We start from the raw sequence: 16850 nt of genomic DNA on the forward strand, positions 1-16850 counted from the left end.
GCTCGCCGAGCTGCGGCGGCGCCGGGCCGGCCTCGGTGGGCGGCGGCAGCAGCGGCGGCACGATGGTGGGCGGCGGCAACCCGATCCCGTCCTCCATGACCAGAGCAATGCCATCCTCGTGGGCGACCCCACCGTGACCACGCGGATCACCGTGCCCGGCACGGTCTACGGCACCAACACCTACAACGTCGAGGACCGGACGGTGCGCGGCGCGGCCAGCGGCACGACGCAGCGCAACATGGGCTTCGGGGCTCCACTGCCAAGCGGCAATCGCAGCATGGTCAATGCCGACACGCACGCCTTCATCCACTATGCCGCCCGGCCCACAGGGGCAACCGTCGACCCCGCGCAACTGCCTGCCTGGATTCGCAATGGCAACCGCACGGGCACGGTCGATATGCAGGGCTATCTGAGCTGGCTTCGCAGCCACGGCTATGCCTTTGCCGGCGAGTAATGAAGGCGCCCATGAAAAAAGGAACGGCGCCATGAACAGAAGAACCTGGGTAGGCCTGAGCCTCGGAGGCCTGCTGACGCTGCCGGCCTGCGCCGCCACCTACCCTTCGGGCGCCGAAGTGGAGCGCTTGAAAACAAAGCGAGCCAAGTCCGGTCGCCCGCCGCTGACCGAGGACGACATCGCGCGCCTGCGCAAGTTCCGCAATCTCAAAGGCGGCGAGAAGTTTGTTGATGCGTTCGAGAAATTCCGTGGCGTTGAAATCTTGGACGAGGATGAGTTGCTCTTCTATTCGGGCACGGTTGGCCCAAAGAACAACAGCCGCTCTAGCTATGGCTCTGATCTCGGCGTCCCTGCCAAACTTCGCGCGACCTGGCGCATCGACGGCCCGGAGGCGGAGGGCATGATCCAGAACCCCGTGCGTTCCGTCAGAGATGAATGGGGATTTCTTCGCGTCGCGGGCGGCATCATCGTCGGCGACTACACCGTGCCCGTGGCCGACCGCATCCCGCAGCAGTTGCTCGACGAACTGCCCTACTACAGCAAGCAGAAGAGCATGGGCTTTCGGCTCAAGCTGCGCCTGCATGACGAGGGCCTGCTGGTAGGCTGGGACGTGGCCAATTCATTCGAGCGCGCGCACGTCGGCGGTGACTTCGAGGAGGCTCATGTCGTCTACCAAGGCAGCCCCCCAATCAGACCAAATCTCACGTCGGCGGCTGGTACATCCGCCCGCGTACCAGAGAGCGGATCGAGACGGATTTCTGAGGGGCCTAATCGTGGAAGAAGCATCCAGCAGAACGGCCCGTCGCAACACGCCACTCCCACCCGAACTTCGAATACGGCGGGCAGATGGCAAGACCTGGCGCGACGCTGCAGCGGCATTGACGGTATTGACGGCGACCGCTGCGGCGGCGGCCCAGATGCCGCGCACCGACACCGCGACATGCGCGCTGCCCGACGGCCACCGCATCGAGCTCGCGTCGCGCTACAGCTGGGTGCCGGTCAACCTGCACCCGCGCTCCACCGCAGCCATTTCGACCAGCGGCCCTACGTGGCCACGCTCAAGCCCATGAAGGGTCGGCCACTGGCGCTGAAGCGCACGCCTGACGGCACGCCGCTGGACGACGGTGTCGCGGCCATGTACTGCGGCCAGTTCGGCGCCAACACACGACTTCAGTCTGACTTGACGCGCGGCGTGCGACGCAACTTCGGGCACCGCCATCCCTAACCATGGGCGCCGGGTAAACACGCTGTTGACGCCCCACGGGCCGGTCGACAGAATTACGTGTAAACGTTTACATGACATCGGCAGGCGCAAGCCCAGCCGGTCCCACGGATGAGACAACCGTTGCCGCCCGGCCTCCTTGAGCGCTGTGCAATTTCTGCCGACCCGACCGAAGGCTCGCCCCGCGCCGATGGCGACGGCGTGAGCTGCTGGCATCGCTTCATGCCCTCCACGGGCCGTCACGGTATGCGGCAGCCGCGCTCTCGGGCGGTGCCGCCGCGACGCCCACCATCACGACTGACCCCCTGACGCATGAGCCCATCGCCCGCCACGATCAAGGACGTTGCCCGAGCCGCTGGCGTGTCGGTGGCCACCGTCTCACGCGCGCTCAACGGCGCCGAGAACGTGTTGCCCGACACCCGCCAGCGCATCGTCGACGTGGCCCGCGAGCTGCGCTACAGCCCGTCCGGTGCCGCGCGCAGCCTCATCACGCGCCGCACCGACACCATCGGCGCGTTGCTGCCCGACCTGCACGGCGAGTTCTTCTCCGAGCTCATCCGTGGCATCGACCAAGCCGCCCGCGCGCGTGGCCTGCACCTGCTGCTGTCCAGCTCGCATGACGACGCCGACGAGGCTGCCGCTGCGCTGCGGGCGATGAACGGCCGCGTGGACGGCCTCATCGTCATGTCGCCGCATGCCGACGACGACTTCCTGTCGCAGAACCTGCCGCTCTCGCTGCCGGCCGTGCTGCTCAACTCCGGCGTGCGCGCGCCCACGCAGCGCGTCTTCGCCGTCGACAACTTCGGCGGTGCGCGCGAGATGACCGAACACCTCGTCAAGTCCGGCCGCCGCCGCATCGCCTTCCTGGGCGGCCCTGCGGCCAACTTCGAGGCGCGCGAGCGCGAACGTGGCTACCGCGCCGGCCTACCCGAAGGCGTGCGGCCCTGGGTGCTAGAGGGCGACTTCTTCGAGGCCGGCGGCCAGCGTGCCGGCGCCTTCCTGCTCGGCCTGCACGCCAGCGCCCGGCCCGACGCCGTGTTTGCCGCCAACGACATCATGGCCATCGGCCTGCTCGGCGCGCTGCAGGCCGGCGGCGTGCGCATCCCCGAAGACATCGCGCTCGCCGGCTTCGATGACATCCCCGTTGCGCGCTACGTCAGCCCGGCGTTGACCACCATGCACGTGCCCATCGCGGCGCTGGGCAGCCAGGCCCTCGACGCGCTGGCCGATGCGCTTGAAAAAGACAGCACCGACGTCAGCACCACCGTGATGCCGGTGCAGCTCGTCGTGCGCCGCTCCTGCGGTGCCGCCGACACCTGAGTTCCCGTTCAGACCACACAACAACCAGGAGACAGAGAACCATGAGCACACGCAACCCACGCAGCAGGCCCAGCCTGCTGGCCCGCCACCTCTGCGCAGCCGGCTTGCTCGGCGGCATGCTGCTGGCTGCCATTCCTGCCCACGCGCAAACGGGCAATGCCACGGTGCGCGGCACGATCTCCACGGCCGGCGTCACGGTGCCGGCGGGCACGGACATCGTTGCCGTCAACAAGGCCAACGGCAACACCTACCGCACGAAGACGTTGGTCGGCGGCAGCTATGTGCTGGTCGGCCTGAGCCCAGGCAACTACGAGATCCGCGTAGGTGGCGCCGCCACGGGCAGCCAGGTCACGCTGTCTGTCGGCCAGAACGCGACGGTGGACCTTGGCAGTGCGCCAGACAACCAGCTTGGCACCGTCGTCGTCGAAGGCAGCTCGCAGCGCCAGGGCGTCATCGACTCGCAGGTGGGCACCACCGTCTCCAACAAGATGATCGAGGCGATCCCGCAGGCGTCGCGCAACTTCCTGTCCGCCGCCGATTTCGCGCCCGGCGTGCGCTTCGATACCGATGCCAGCGGCAACACGCGGCTGCGCGGCGGCTCGCAGAACATCGACTCGGTCAACGTCTTCATCGACGGCGTCGGCCAGAAGAACAACATCCTGCGCGGTGGCGTGTCCGGCCAGAACACCAGTCAGGGCAATCCCTTCCCGCAGGCGGCCATCGCCGAGTACCGCGTGCTGACGCAGAACTACAAGGCGGAGTACGACCAGGTCTCCAGCGTGGCGATCTCGGCAGTCACCAAATCCGGTGGCAATGAAACGCATGGAAACGTTTACGGCAATCGCACGGGTAGCAACTGGACCTCGCTGAGCCCGATCCAGGAGCAGGACAAGGCCAAAGGCATCGAGCCGCCATCCACCAAGCAGATCGAAGCCGGCTTCAGCATGGGCGGCGCCATCGTGCCGGACAAGCTGCACTACTTCCTCGCCTATGACGGCAAGTCGCTCGACAAGCCGAAGCAATTGACGGCGACGAACCTGGACAAGTACCCGGGCAGCCCAGGCCTCGTGCCGGGCATCGCTGCGCAGCAGGGATCGTTCAACAACAAGTTCACGCAGCATCTGGTGTTCGGCAAGTTGTCGGCCGAGATCGATGACCGCCAGCGGCTGGATCTTTCCGTGACCGTGCGCAAGGAAGACGGCTACGCCGTCGACGGTGATCGCTTTGCGGCGACGACGGCTATCAACAACGTCAACACCGAGCAACGAATAGCGCTCACTCATGAGTACACGGGTGACACCTGGCTCAACGAAGCTCGCATCGGCATGGAGCGCACCAAGTGGAACCCGCAGTCCGACTCGGGTGACCCGCTGGTTCGCTACAAGTACTCGCCCACCAACGCGATCAACAACGTTCAGGACGTCTTCTTCACCGGCGGGTCGCCCAACTCGCAGGATCGGCGCCAGAGTGGTTACTACCTGAAGGACGACCTGACCTACACAGGCCTGGCGGGCCATGTCATCAAGGGCGGCGTGCAGTTCAAGGCGATGAAGTACGACCTCAGCGGCACGGCCTTCCGCGTGGCCGCAATTGACACCGTGCTGAACACAACCACCGGCCAGCCCTACTTCAACGGACTGGCCTGCACCGGCACCAACGTCGCCAGCAACGGCTTGTCCAGCGACCAGTGCAACATCCGGCTCCCCATCCCCTCGGCGTCTGCGAATCTCAAGAACAACCAGTACGGCATCTACCTGCAGGACGACTGGAAGCTCACCAAGCAGTTGGAGCTGAACCTCGGCGCGCGTTGGGACTACGAAGACAACATGCTCAACAACGACTACGTGACGCCGGCTGATCGCGTCGCGGGGTTGAATGCGCTGGATGGCCGCACCATCAGCGGCGTCACCGCCCCTGCGGGCCAGACGTACGCGCAGTCGCTCGCTAAGGGCGGCATCAACATCGCCGACTACATCTCCACCGGCAACTCGCGCAAGGCCTTCAAGGGTGCGTTGGCGCCGCGAGTGGGCGCGTCGTACGACGTGTTGGGCAGCAAGGCCACAGTCATCTACGGTGGCTGGGGCCGCAGTTACGACCGCAAGATGGCCAACAACGCGCTGGACGAACTGCAGAAGAACGCCGCGCCCGGCGGTGAGATCTGGATGATCAAGAACGACTTCAAGATGCCGTTCGCCGACCAGATGAGCCTGGGCGTGCGCCAGGCGCTCGGCATGTGGAACATGGACGTCGCCGTCTCCAAGATCCACGCCAAGAACCAGTTCATCTGGTTCAACGGCAACCGCGACTTCAATGGCGGCTTTGGCAACTCCAATTCGGTGGACCCGTTCTGGGGCGGCGCGCCGCGCAACTTCGGCACCGTTGTGCTGGGGGATTTCGTTGGGCAGAACAAGGCGACCAGCCTGTTCCTGTCGCTTGAAAAGCCCTACACCCAGGCCAGCGGCTGGAGCATGACCGTGGCCTACACGTACACCGACGCCAAGACCACCAACAACGAATGGTCCGACGACATCTTCGACTGGACCTACGGCAAGGGCACCCATGGCTTCCGTCCGGCGAAGGACGCCGAGAAGCACCGCCTGGTGGTCGGCGGCCTGATGGACAACCTGCCCTGGGACATGCAGCTCTCCGGCAAGCTCACCGTGGGCGATGGCCAACCGCGTCGGGTGGTGGACTGCCACACCGGCTTTGACGGCCCCAACGGCTGCGTGGCCGTGCCGCGTGGCTCCGACACGTTCAAGCAGCTCGACCTGGCGCTGGCCAAGAACTTCAAGGTCTACGGCGGTGAGCTGCAACTGCGCGTCGATGTGCTGAACCTGTTCAACACCGCCAACTGGGGCTACTACGACGACTGGGTCGGTGGCCCGTCCACCCCGCCGAAAAATGCGCTGGGCGGCGACAACGACCACTTCGACACCCGCACCGGCGTGCGCGGCTCGATGCGTCAGTTCAAGCTGGGTGCAAGCTACACGTTCTGATGACCTCGGGAGTCGGCCTGCGCCGGCTCCCACAATTACCTTTGCCATGGATTCACTGACACGACGCGCCCTGCTCGCCAAAAGCGCGACGCTTGGCGCTGGCCTCGCGCTGGCCGCAGCGCTGCCCGCCTGGGCTGCTGATTCGCCCGCCCCGGCGCAGGCGAGCGAGGCCTTCCTCGCCGACCTCGAACGCCGCACCTTCGACTTCTTCTGGGACACGACCGACGCCCAGACCGGCCTCGCGCCCGACCGCTGGCCGAGGCCCTCGTTCGCCAGCATCGCGGCCGTCGGCTTTGCGCTCAGCGCTTACCCGGTCGGCGTGGCGCGCGGCTACATCACGCGTGCTCAAGCCCGCGACCGCACGCTGACCACGCTGCGCTTCTTCGCCGCGCTGCCGCAAGGCCCGGGCAAGACCGGCGTGGCCGGGCACAAGGGCTTTTTCTATCACTTCCTCGACATGAAGACGGGGCTGCGCTTTGCGCGCTGCGAGCTGTCAACGGTTGACACCGCGCTGCTGCTGATGGGCGCCCTGCATGCCCAGAGCTTTTTCGATGGCGAGCACGCCGACGAGGCCGGCATCCGCACGCTGGTGGACGAGCTCTACGGCCGCGTCGACTGGGCCTGGGCCCAGGTGCGCCCGCCTTCCATCGGCCACGGCTGGTCGCCCGAGAAGGGCTTCATCCCCAGCGACTGGAAGGGCTACAACGAGGCCATGATGGTCTATCTGCTGGCACTGGGTTCGCCCACGCGACCGGTCGCGCCCGAGGCCTACAACGCCTGGCTCAGCACCTACGACGAGCACAGCTGGGGCGAGAGCTACGGCCAGACGCTGCTGCGCTTCCCGCCGCTGTTCGGCCACCAGTTCACGCACTGTTGGGTGGACTTCCGCGGCATCCGCGACCGCTACATGGCGGCCAAGGGCCTGGACTACTTCGAGAACTCGCGCCGCGCCACCTACGCGCAGCAGGCCTACGCCGCCGCCAACCCGCTGGGCTGGCAGGGTTACAGCGCCGAGGTCTGGGGCGTCAGCGCCAGCGACGGCCCGGCGGACATCAAGCTGACCTACACCACCACCGCCGGCAAGACCGAGAAGCGCCGCTTCATCACCTACGCCGGCCGCGGCATGGGCCTGTACGACGACGGCACGCTGGCACCCTACGCGGCGGGCAGCTCCATCGCCTTCGCGCCCGAGATCGTCGTTCCCGCGCTGATGGCCATCAAGCAGCGCTACCCGCACACCTTCGGCCGCTACGGCTTCTGGGATGCCTTCAATCCGAGCTTCAACTTCCCCGACGTGCGCCTCACGCATGGCCGCATCGAGCCCGGCAAGGGCTGGGTGGACACCGACATGCTCGGCATCGACCAGGGCCCGCTGCTGGCCATGATGGGCAACCACCGTGGCGAGCTGGTGTGGCAGGTGATGCGCAAGAACGCGCATCTGGTGCGCGGGCTCAAGCGCGCCGGGTTCACGGGCGGCTGGCTCGGTTGAAATGAAATTCAAACAAAGCCACGGAGGCACAGAGGCACAGAGAGGGCGGGATGAAGCTCCCTCTGTGTCTCTGTGCCTCTGTGGCTGTGTTGTCTTTGCCCGGGGCGCGGAGTGAGCATGCATCGCCGCACCTTCCTCGCCACCACTACGGCCCTGGCGGGCTGCGCTCGAGACTCCGGCGCCACCACGCTGCGCTTCTGGGCCATGGGCCGCGAGAGCGAGGTGGTAGCCGAGCTGCTGCCCGGCTTCGAGCGCGAGCACCCCGGCGTGCGCGTCAAGGTGGAGCAACTGCCCTGGACCGCCGCGCACGAGAAGCTGCTGACGGCCTTCGCCGGTGACGCGACGCCCGACCTCGCCCAGGTCGGCAACAGCTGGCTGCCCGAGATGCAGGCGCTGGGTGCCCTGGAGCCGCTGGAGCCCTGGATCGCCCGCACGCCGATGCTGCAGGCGGCCGACTATTTCGACGGCATCTGGGCCACCAACACGGCCGGCGGCCAACGCGTGGGCCTGCCCTGGTACGTCGACACGCGGCTGCTGTTTGTGCGCCAGGACCTGCTCGCGCGCGCCGGCATCCCGCGCTCGCCGCAGACCTGGGATGAGTGGCGCACCGCGCTCGCCCGCCTGCGCGAGCACGGCATGGCCACGCCGCTGCTGATGCCCACCAACGAGTACGCCCCGCTGCTGGCGCTGGCGCTGCAGCAGCCGGCCGAGGTGCTGCGCGAGGGCGGGCGTTTCGGCAACTTCTCGTCGCCCGATTTCCGCCGCGCGTTGGGCTTCTACGCCGAACGCTTCCAGCGCGGCGACGCACCGGGGCTGACGAACAACCAGGTCGCCAACGTCTGGCAGGAGTTCGGGCGCGGCACCTTCGCCTTCTACATCTCGGGCCCCTGGGACATCGGCGAGTTCAAGCGCCGCCTGCCGCCCGAACTGAACGATGCGTGGACCACTGCCGAGCTGCCCGGCCCGACCGGCCTGGGTGCCTCCATCGCTGGCGGCGCCAGCCTGGCCATGTTCAAGCGCTCGCGCCACAAGCCCGAAGCCTGGGCCCTCATCAGCTACCTCAGCCGGCCCGACGTGCAGCTGGCCTTCTACCGCCTGACCGGCGACCTGCCGCCGCGCCGCAGCACCTGGGCCATGCCGCTGCCTGGTTCTGCGGGCGGCGGCACGCTGGCGCAGGACCGCCACGCCGCCGCCTTTGGCCGCCAGCTGGAGCGCGTGCGCCCCACGCCGGCCGTGCCGGAGTGGGAGCGCATCGTCGGCGAAATGCAACTCGCCGCAGCGCGCGTCGTCGGCGGGCGCGACAGCATCGACACGGCCGTGCGCGGCCTGGATGCGCGGGTGGACGGCATTCTGGAAAAGCGCCGCTGGATGCTGGACAAGGCGGGGGCGACCTCATGAGGAAGGCGGGTCGCGAATCCCTTGCCGGCTGGGCCTTCGCCGCCCCAGCGCTCATCGTCATCGCGCTGTTCTTCGGCGTGCCGGTGTTCGCCGGCCTGGCACTCAGCCTGACCGACTTCGACATCTACGCGCTGGCCGACATCGGCAACCTGCGCTGGCAGGGCTGGAACAACTACGTCCATGTGCTGAGCCTGCCGCTGTTCTGGCAGGCCCTGGGCAACACGGCCTATTTCGTCGTGCTGGGCGTGCCGCTGTCCATCGCGCTGTCACTTGCCGCCGCCGTGCTGCTGCAGTCCAAGCTCGTGCGCTTCAAGCCGCTGCTGCGCACGGCGCTGTTCGCCCCCGTCGTGACGACCCTCGTGGCCGTTGCGGTGATCTGGCGTTATCTCTTCCACGTGAAGTACGGCCTCGTGAACTACACCTTGCTGCACTTCGGTGTCGACCCCATCGATTGGTTGGGGGACCCGCACTGGTCGATGCCGACCATCATTGGCTTCGCCGCGTGGAAGAACTTTGGCGGCAACATGATCATCTTCATCGCCGCGCTGCAGGCCGTGCCGCAGGACCTGTACGAAGCCGCCCGGCTCGACGGCGCGCGCAGCTGGGCGCAATTCCGCTACATCACGCTCGCCAACATCGCGCCCACGCTGCTGATGGTCGCCATCCTGACGACGGCGGGCTACTTCCAGCTGTTTGCGGAGCCCTATGTGATGACGCAGGGCGGCCCGCTGCAAAGCACGGTCAGCGTGCTCTACCTGATGTACGAGGAAGGCTTCAAGTGGTGGAACCTGGGCCTGGCCTCGGCCGTCGCCTTTGTGCTGTTCCTCATCATCGTGGTGGTCAGCAAGGGGCTGATCGCGCTGCAGCGGCGCTGGACGGGGGAGGCGGCGTGAAGCGCATCCTCGTCAACGGGCTGGTGTGGGCCTTCGCGGGGCTGGCCGTGTTTCCGCTGGTGTGGATGGTCTGCGTGTCGCTGATGCCGGCCGGCAGTGCGTCCTCGCTGCCACCGCCGTTGATCCCGCATGACCCGACGCTGGTTCACTACCGCGCGCTGCTCGGCGACGGCGGCCTGAAGCGCGCCTTCGTCAACAGCCTGGGGCTGGCGGTGGTCAGCACCCTGATGTCGGTGAGCTTCAACACGCTGGCGGGCTACTCGTTCGCCAAGCTGCGCTTTCGGCATCGCGAGCGGGTGTTCGGGCTTTTGATCGCGGCGCTCGTGATCCCCGGGCAGGTGGCGATGCTGCCGCTGTTTCTGATGCTCAAGGGCATGGGGCTGGTGAACACCTGGATGGGCGTGTTGATCCCGAGCATGGCCGGGATCTTCGGGATTTTTCTGGTGCGGCAGTACGCGCGGGGGGTGCCGGATGAGTTGCTGGAAGCGGCTCGGCTGGATGGTGCGGGCGAGTGGCGCATCTTCTGGAACATCGTGCTGCCGACGTTGAAGCCGGTGTTGGTGACTTTGGCGGTGTTTGCTTTTCTCGGCAGCTGGAACGACTTCATGTGGCCGTTGATCGTGTTGACGGATGGGGAGATGCACACGCTGCCGGTCGCGCTTGCCGCGTTGTCGCGGGAGCATGTGCAGGACAGTGAATTGATGATGGCCGGGGCCGTGATCACGGTGTTGCCGGTGCTGGTGTTGTTTGTGGCGCTGCAGAGGTATTACATGCAGGGGTTGTTGATGGGGAGTGTGAAGTGACGGGCTGTGCGTTTGCTCGTTGCTGTGGCTTAGTGGCGAGGCTCAGCCGGGAGTTCGCCCCGGCGGGCGACCTTCTTTTTGAGCGACCAAAAAGAAGGCAAAAAGTCGCCCCTGTTCCGTCGCCCCTCTGCGAGGGGTGCCCTGCGATGCTCGGAACCCGGGGCCGCGCCGAACTCACTTCGCTACGCTGCGTTCAAACAGGCGGCGCGAAGTCAGAGCTTGAGGCTCGCTCCGCTCGCGCCCCGGGCTCCTGCGCTTCTCGGCTCCTCCAAAGGGGACCCTTTGAAACAGCCGAACAGCCAAGCCCAACAGCCGGGCGGTGGATGTATTTCTGCATGCCCCCTTCTAGCCCCGCCGAGGAGCGGAAGACCCGAAGCCCGTTCGCGCAGCGAACCTCAAGAACTGACTCGCGACGCCTGTTTGAGCAGAGCGTAGCGGCGCGAGTTCGGCGCGGGGCTTCGGGGCTGAGCACCACAGGGGACCCGAAGCGCAGCGAAGGGCGGGGCGGCCAGGGGGGGAAGCTTTTTGCTTACTTTCTGGTGGCCCAAAAAGTGAGTCGCCCGCCGGGGCGAAATCCCGGCACCACTCTCGACATCAACCCACGGGTCAACAAGCATGAAGTCGCACCGCATCGCCGTCTTCCTGGCCCGCAAACAGTCGCGGCCAGAACGTCAGCATCGAGCTGACCGGCAATGCGCAAGGCGGCGCTGGGACGGCGAACACCGAGATCGCGAACCAGAAAATCGTCGCCACCGGCGCCAGCCGCCTCGGGCGCGGCGTCTTGTCCATCGTCGAAGCCGAGTTCTACCGACTACCCTGATCCTTATGCCTGCTTCCCTCCTCTTCAGCCGCCGCCTAGCCCTTGCCGCCGGCGCGAGCGCCCTGTTCATGCCCGCTCTCGCGCAGACCACGGCGACACCCGCTCCGGCGCCCCTGCCCTGGCCCAACCCGCTCGTCGCCCAGCGCGCCGACCCGCAGATCACGCGCCACGGCGAGTGGTACTACCTGATGGCCACGGCGCCGGCCTACGACATGCTGGAGCTGCGCCGGGCGCGCAGCATCGCGGGCCTGGCCACGGCCGAGCCCAAGGTCGTCTGGCGCCGGCACGAGCAGGGCCCCATGAGCCGCCACATCTGGGCACCCGAGCTGGCCTTTCTGGATGGCCGCTGGTTCATCCACTTCAGCGCCGGTGAGGCCAAGGAGCCGTGGAAGATCCGCCTGTGGACGCTGGAGAACACCGCCGCCGACCCGATGCAGGGCGAGTGGACGGAGCGCGGCCAGGTCAAGACGCAGTGGGAAACCTTCACGCTCGACGCCACGCTCTTCGAGCACCGCGGTAAGCGCTACATGGCCTGGGCGCAGAACGACCCGGCGAGCAAGAACCACGGCACCAACATCTACCTCTCGCGCATGAAGAGCCCAACCGAGCTGGAGGGCCCGCAGCTGCGCCTGAGCCAGCCCGACTACGCCTGGGAGAAGGTGCGCCACCAGGTCAACGAGGCGCCCGCCGTGCTCATCCACGGCGGCCGCGTCTTCATGACCTACTCGGCGGCCGGCACCGGCGCCGAGTACTGCCTGGGCCTGCTGTGGGCCGACGAGAACGCCGACCTGCTGGACGCGAAGAGCTGGCGCAAGTCGCCCGGCCCGGTGTTCGTCAGCAGCCCCGAGAACGGCCAGTACGGCCCGGGCCACAACAGCTTTCTTGTCGAGCCCGACGGCACGGTGCTGAACGTCTTCCACGCCCGCAACTACCGCGACATCGTTGGCGACCCGCTGAAGGACACCGGCCGCGCCACGCGCGTGCAACCGCTGATTTTCACGGCCGACGGCATGCCCGACTTCGGTCAGCCGCTGAAGGAAGGGCCATGAACGTGATCGCACTGTCCGCTGGCGATCCCAACGTCTTCGACGGCGAATCGCCAGACCGCACGTGCCGCCGGCCGACGCGGGCCGAGTTGCATGCCTACCCATCGCCCAAGCCCGCGCGTTGCCGTGCCCTCGTCTACGCCGGCGGCGGCTATCTGCAGCTGATGCACGACAAGGAAGGCGTCGAGATCGCGCAGTGGCTGAACACGCTGGGGCTGGACGCCTATGTGCTGGTCCACCGCCTGCCCGGCCAGGACGGCCATGCCTTCGACATTGCGCTGCAGGACGGCCTGCTCGCCATGAACTATCTCGCCACGTTGCCGCCGCTGCCGCTGCTGCATGTCGGCCTGTCCTCCGGCGGCCACCTGGCCGGCGTGATGGCCTGCCAGGGTGAGAGCGCGGGGGCCGTCATCGCCTACGCGCCCCTCAACGCCAACCACCGCGACCACAAGTTCCCGCCAGGCAAACCCGACTTCCCGCCGCCCGAGAAGCAGGCCTTTTACGACGCCTGGCCCATCGGCATCGCCAGTGAGCCGCACGGGTTGCCCAAGTGCCCGGTGCTCCTGGCCTACGCGCTGCACGACGCCATCGTGCCGGTGCAGCATGCGCTCAACCTCATCGTGGCGGCGCAGCAGCACAATCTCGACGTGGAGGCGCATGTCTTCCCGCAGGCGGAGCATGGATTTGCACTGCGCGGGCTGGATGGCACGCAAGGCCAATGGCCGGCGATGGCGGCCCGGTGGATGACCGCCAAACTGGCCCGCTGAAACTTCGCCTAATCTCGCAGACGCACTTGAACAACGAACTGAGCATGCTGGAAGCAATCAACACCTGGGGCGACTACAAGGCCAAGGTCCGCGAATTCGATGCTGTGCTGGAGCACGGCAAGGCGACATCAGCGGCGCTGGCCGGCTTCACCAGCCCATCCGTACAGGCGCGCTGCGGTGGGCTGATCTACGTCAAGCTGGTGTCCCACTGCGTCGCGCTGCGCAGCCTGGCGGCGCAATCCGGCGAGAGGACCGTCAAGGACCTGCTGGACATGCCCTCCATGAGCGCGCTGGCCCGCTGTGCTGTGGAGGCGCACGATGCCTTCGAGTACATCGCAGGGCACGACGTGACGGACTCGGAGCGAGGTTTTCGCATCCAGCTGTGGGAGCTGCACGACGCGACCCGCCGCCTGAAGATGTTCGGCGACATGGGCGCGGTGGATCCGCGCGTCGACGCCATCCGCGCCGACCTGGCACGGCGCCAAGCTGCGCTTGAGGCGCACGCCTTCTTCGCGTCGTTGCACGCCGACCTGCAGGCGGCGTTGCGCCAGCGCATGGCCAAGGGCGACTCGCCGGCATTCCATCTCGGCCAACGCCAGCGCTGCGCCCTGAGCGGCGTGAACGCCGACTGGCACAACGCCGTCACGCTGCAGCTCTCGCAGCAGGTGCACACGCTGCCGTCCTCCGTGCAACTGCCGTTGGACGTGCAGCCGGGCACGACCGAGGCGCTCCGCCTGATGGCGCTGCCGCTGCTCTTTACGCTGCCCTTCCTGGCCCGCGCCACCCTGTCCACGGCTCACCTCATTCCCGAGCGAGCACCGGAGCCGCCCAGCCGAACGGCGCGCACGATGGCTTGGTGGCGGGCGCTGGCAGAGCAGGGAACCCAGAGCAGGGAATGAGCGCCGGCATCCAGGCCGTCCCAGCCTTGAGAGCATGAGCTGGCAAGCTGGTCAACATTCCGCCCGAGGTGGTCGGCCGTCAGCCTGGGTGGCGCCTTCTTCAGCGAATCCCCGCTCGCCGCATCGCCTTGCTTGGGGTTGACGTAGGCATTGAACGCGAAGGTGCCGAAACCGGCGAGCGCGGCCCTCCGGCGATCTGCGGGCGTCTCTGACGGTCATCCAGCGGCGCTGGCGCCACTTGTCGTTTCCGCATTGCGCCTGGATGTTGGCGATGATCCCGTCCACTTCGGCAAAAAAGTCGTCAGCGGGCGGCGCCGAAGCGATCAGCAGCGAGCGCCAAGGCTTGCCCAGCATCGGCCTGCTGCGATCCAGTCGCCAGACGGCGGCCCACTCGGGCCGCGTCAGCAAATGCGAACGGCGCGCGTCATCGCCGAGGACGCAACCATCAGTCGTCCTTGCATTGCGCCTGGATCGTGGCGGCCAGCCGGGCCACTTCGGCAGGATCGGCGTCGGCGGGGAGTTTGAAACGCCGCTCCATCAGCGCGCGCTGGGCCGGCTGGCCGTCCGCCAATGCACGCGCCATTGGGCTACTGCGCTGCATCTGGCGCATCGCCCCCTGTTCGTTCGGCGTCAGCAACTGCGGGTGGCGGGATGAGAGCAGGCTCAGCGTGGAGATCGAACTGCGGTCGCAAGCCCAGGCATCACGCCGCAGCGAGGCCATGGCCTCGGGCTCGCGGGCAGGATCGAAGTCACTGCCAAGTTGACGGGCCAGCGCGACACCGGCACCCCGGTCTCCTTCCTGCAAGCTGCGGCGCAGCAGGGGCAGCAGTTGGGCGCGTGCCGCAGCATCCAGCGCCTGACAGCCGGCAAAGAACTGCTCCATGCCCGTGACCGCTTCGCGGTAGTTCGATCTGGGTTCGGTGCGCTGGCGCGCCTCCATCGACGCCTGCATTCGGTCCCGTTCCTTCTCCAGCCCCTCGCAGGCGGCGAGTTCCTGCGCAGCCTTGCCAGCCAGGCCGGGCTCGTCGCTGGACACGGCCTGCTGCACGTCGCGCTGGAACTTCGACACGTCCACGCGCGGCGCCTGGGCGGCTGCTGCTGCGCTGGCGCTGCGCGTCACTGCAGGCAACGCCGGCGCCGTGTCGACCGCGCGCACCGCAGTCGGCACGGCGCTGGCAAGCGGGGCCGGCTGGGTCTGCGCCACGGGCACTGGCGCCGGCTCGGTCGGCGCCGCGCCATCGCTGCGCCACCAGGCGAAGGCGGACAAGACCAGCACGGCGGCGACAACCAGCGGGATCCCTTGGCGGCTCAGTTTCATCCCGGCTGCCCCGGCTTGCGCCGGAGGATGGTGACGATGACGTGGCGGTTGTTGCGCACGAAGGTCGACGTGGAGGTGCCGCTGAACTGGCCATGCCACGGCAGCTTGCTGAAGCCGCTCCACAGCTCGCCCCATTTTTCTCCCGAGCCGGGTAGGTTGCCGAAGGCAAGCACCTCGCAGAGGGTCTGGCGGCAGCTCACGGTTGGCACGTCGAACTCGCCCGTGCCGTTGCCGGCAGCGATGGCCTGACGGATGGCTTGCTCCACGTCCGGCGCCCACTGCGCATTGACAGACTCGCTTAGCAACTGCGTGTGCAGCTCCTGCAGGCTGGGGGCACGGTTGTCGACGCCGGACGGCATCAGCACTGCGGCGTGCTCGGTGGACAGCTGCACCGGCACCGCCCCGACCACGACCGGCGCAGCCACTGCCGGGCGAGACGGCGGCACTACCGTGGACGGGCAGGCCGGCGGCAGCGGGGCCGCAGGGCATTGCGTGGCGGTCGCAGCAGATGCGACCTGCGGCGCGGCGCGCTCGACCCGCATGGGCTGCGCCGCCGCGACCGCCAACGGTGCTACCGGCAGCGTTGGCGCTTCCACCATAGGCATGCCGCCCGGCATCGCCCACACCGCCAGGCCCGCGCCCGCCGCCGCTCCGACGATGAAGGTCAACACAACGGTGGCAGGCAGCGTGGGCTTCATCGGGCGGAGTGGACAGTCATTCCTCGTCGTGCGAGGTGTAGAGCCACATCTTGCCGTCCTTCCACACGTGGCCGGAGGGGTCGGCGGTGCGCAGGTCCTTGCCGAGGGCGAGCGGGTTCTGCGCCAGGGCCGGCCTGGCCAGTGCGGCGGCAAGAAGAGCGGCCAGGGTGGAGCGAAGCAGAGACATTGAAAGTCTTTCCTCAGCGCACATCGAACTCGAAGCTGGCCGCGAGCCGGCCCTCGACAAACACACGGATGCGGTAGGTGCCCGCCGGGTCGCCCTTCTCGACCGCCCAACTATTCATGAGTACGCCGCCCTCGGGCGCCACGACGCGCTCCATGATCGACACGCGCGAGTCGGCCGACAGCGTGTGCTTCACGCCGGCATCGGCGGGGACGCTGGCGGCACCGTTCCAGACCTCCGGCGCAGCCGGCAGCATGAACTCCTCGCGCCAGCGCACCTGTTTGGCATCGGTGCGCAGCTTCAGCATCCAGCCATAGGCCTGGCCCTGCACCAGCGGCACCACCGTCGCCGGCTCGAAGAGCGCCGTTCCGTCGCTGCGGAGCTTGAACAGCCCGAAGACGCTTCCCACCACGTCGACTTGCGACTGGGCCGGGGCCGCATCGGCCGCCGGTGTGGACCCCGGAGCAGCACCCACGCCAAGCGTGAGGGCGAGGGCTAGCGCCGATGCGAGTGATTTCATGCGTGCTCCATGTGCGACGTCAA

General features: G+C 67.6%; 16 protein-coding genes. 11 read left to right on the forward strand and 5 right to left on the reverse strand.

What is annotated here, in order from left to right:
* Positions 1–118 precede the first annotated feature (118 nt).
* From ABIS05_RS05265 to ABIS05_RS05300, 8 genes are all read left to right on the forward strand, one after another.
* Positions 119–454, forward strand: coding sequence for a hypothetical protein (locus ABIS05_RS05265; protein WP_348009382.1), 336 nt, complete (start codon positions 119–121; stop codon positions 452–454).
* Complete coding sequence (locus ABIS05_RS05270) at positions 435–1679, forward strand: hypothetical protein (RefSeq protein ID WP_348009383.1); 1245 nt, start codon at positions 435–437, stop codon at positions 1677–1679. Before ABIS05_RS05265 ends, ABIS05_RS05270 begins: the two co-directional genes overlap by 20 nt.
* A 309-nt stretch (positions 1680–1988) precedes the next feature.
* The gene (locus tag ABIS05_RS05275; protein ID WP_348009384.1) at positions 1989–2996 is read left to right on the forward strand and encodes a LacI family DNA-binding transcriptional regulator; all 1008 of its coding nucleotides are present in this window, start codon (positions 1989–1991) and stop codon (positions 2994–2996) included.
* A 41-nt stretch (positions 2997–3037) separates the two neighbouring features.
* Positions 3038–5992, forward strand: coding sequence for a TonB-dependent receptor domain-containing protein (locus ABIS05_RS05280; RefSeq protein ID WP_348009385.1), 2955 nt, complete (start codon positions 3038–3040; stop codon positions 5990–5992).
* 46 nt (positions 5993–6038) lie between these two features.
* Positions 6039–7481, forward strand: coding sequence for a glucoamylase family protein (locus tag ABIS05_RS05285; protein ID WP_348009386.1), 1443 nt, complete (start codon positions 6039–6041; stop codon positions 7479–7481).
* Positions 7482–7598: 117 nt separating this feature from the next.
* Positions 7599–8879: a sugar ABC transporter substrate-binding protein gene (locus ABIS05_RS05290; protein ID WP_348009387.1), complete on the forward strand. Its 1281-nt coding sequence runs from the start codon at positions 7599–7601 to the stop codon at positions 8877–8879.
* Entirely contained in the window at positions 8876–9772 is an 897-nt protein-coding gene (locus tag ABIS05_RS05295; protein ID WP_348009388.1) for a sugar ABC transporter permease, read from the forward strand. The genes ABIS05_RS05290 and ABIS05_RS05295 overlap by 4 nt, the downstream gene beginning before the upstream one ends.
* Complete coding sequence (locus tag ABIS05_RS05300; RefSeq protein WP_348009389.1) at positions 9769–10575, forward strand: carbohydrate ABC transporter permease; 807 nt, start codon at positions 9769–9771, stop codon at positions 10573–10575. Before ABIS05_RS05295 ends, ABIS05_RS05300 begins: the two co-directional genes overlap by 4 nt.
* Before the next feature lie 606 nt (positions 10576–11181).
* Here ABIS05_RS05300 and ABIS05_RS05305 read toward each other — a convergent pair.
* The gene (locus ABIS05_RS05305; protein WP_348009390.1) at positions 11182–11364 is read right to left on the reverse strand and encodes a hypothetical protein; all 183 of its coding nucleotides are present in this window, start codon (positions 11362–11364) and stop codon (positions 11182–11184) included.
* A gap of 36 nt (positions 11365–11400) precedes the next feature.
* Here ABIS05_RS05305 and ABIS05_RS05310 point away from each other — a divergent pair, with 36 nt between their 5' ends.
* The 3 genes from ABIS05_RS05310 to ABIS05_RS05320 are packed head-to-tail and all read left to right on the forward strand — an operon-like array spanning position 11401 to position 14107.
* Entirely contained in the window at positions 11401–12444 is a 1044-nt protein-coding gene (locus ABIS05_RS05310) for a family 43 glycosylhydrolase (protein WP_348009391.1), read from the forward strand.
* Entirely contained in the window at positions 12441–13208 is a 768-nt protein-coding gene (locus tag ABIS05_RS05315; protein ID WP_348009392.1) for a prolyl oligopeptidase family serine peptidase, read from the forward strand. The genes ABIS05_RS05310 and ABIS05_RS05315 overlap by 4 nt, the downstream gene beginning before the upstream one ends.
* A gap of 26 nt (positions 13209–13234) precedes the next feature.
* Positions 13235–14107, forward strand: a complete 873-nt coding sequence (locus tag ABIS05_RS05320) for a hypothetical protein (protein WP_348009393.1) — start codon at positions 13235–13237, stop codon at positions 14105–14107.
* 445 nt (positions 14108–14552) lie between these two features.
* Here ABIS05_RS05320 and ABIS05_RS05325 read toward each other — a convergent pair whose 3' ends face one another.
* From ABIS05_RS05325 to ABIS05_RS05340, 4 genes are read right to left on the reverse strand one after another with little or no spacing between them, the layout of a single operon-like run.
* Positions 14553–15425 carry a hypothetical protein gene (locus ABIS05_RS05325; RefSeq protein ID WP_348009394.1) on the reverse strand — a complete coding sequence of 291 codons (873 nt, stop codon included), beginning with the start codon at positions 15423–15425 and terminating at the stop codon, positions 14553–14555.
* Complete coding sequence (locus ABIS05_RS05330; RefSeq protein WP_348009395.1) at positions 15422–16123, reverse strand: hypothetical protein; 702 nt, start codon at positions 16121–16123, stop codon at positions 15422–15424. Before ABIS05_RS05330 ends, ABIS05_RS05325 begins: the two co-directional genes overlap by 4 nt.
* 16 nt (positions 16124–16139) lie before the next feature.
* The gene (locus ABIS05_RS05335; RefSeq protein WP_348009396.1) at positions 16140–16310 is read right to left on the reverse strand and encodes a hypothetical protein; all 171 of its coding nucleotides are present in this window, start codon (positions 16308–16310) and stop codon (positions 16140–16142) included.
* A 13-nt stretch (positions 16311–16323) separates the two neighbouring features.
* Positions 16324–16827: a hypothetical protein gene (locus ABIS05_RS05340; RefSeq protein WP_348009397.1), complete on the reverse strand. Its 504-nt coding sequence runs from the start codon at positions 16825–16827 to the stop codon at positions 16324–16326.
* Between the last annotated feature and the right edge of the window lie 23 nt (positions 16828–16850).

Source organism: Roseateles sp., assembly GCF_039929605.1.
Classification (GTDB): domain Bacteria; phylum Pseudomonadota; class Gammaproteobacteria; order Burkholderiales; family Burkholderiaceae_C; genus Pelomonas.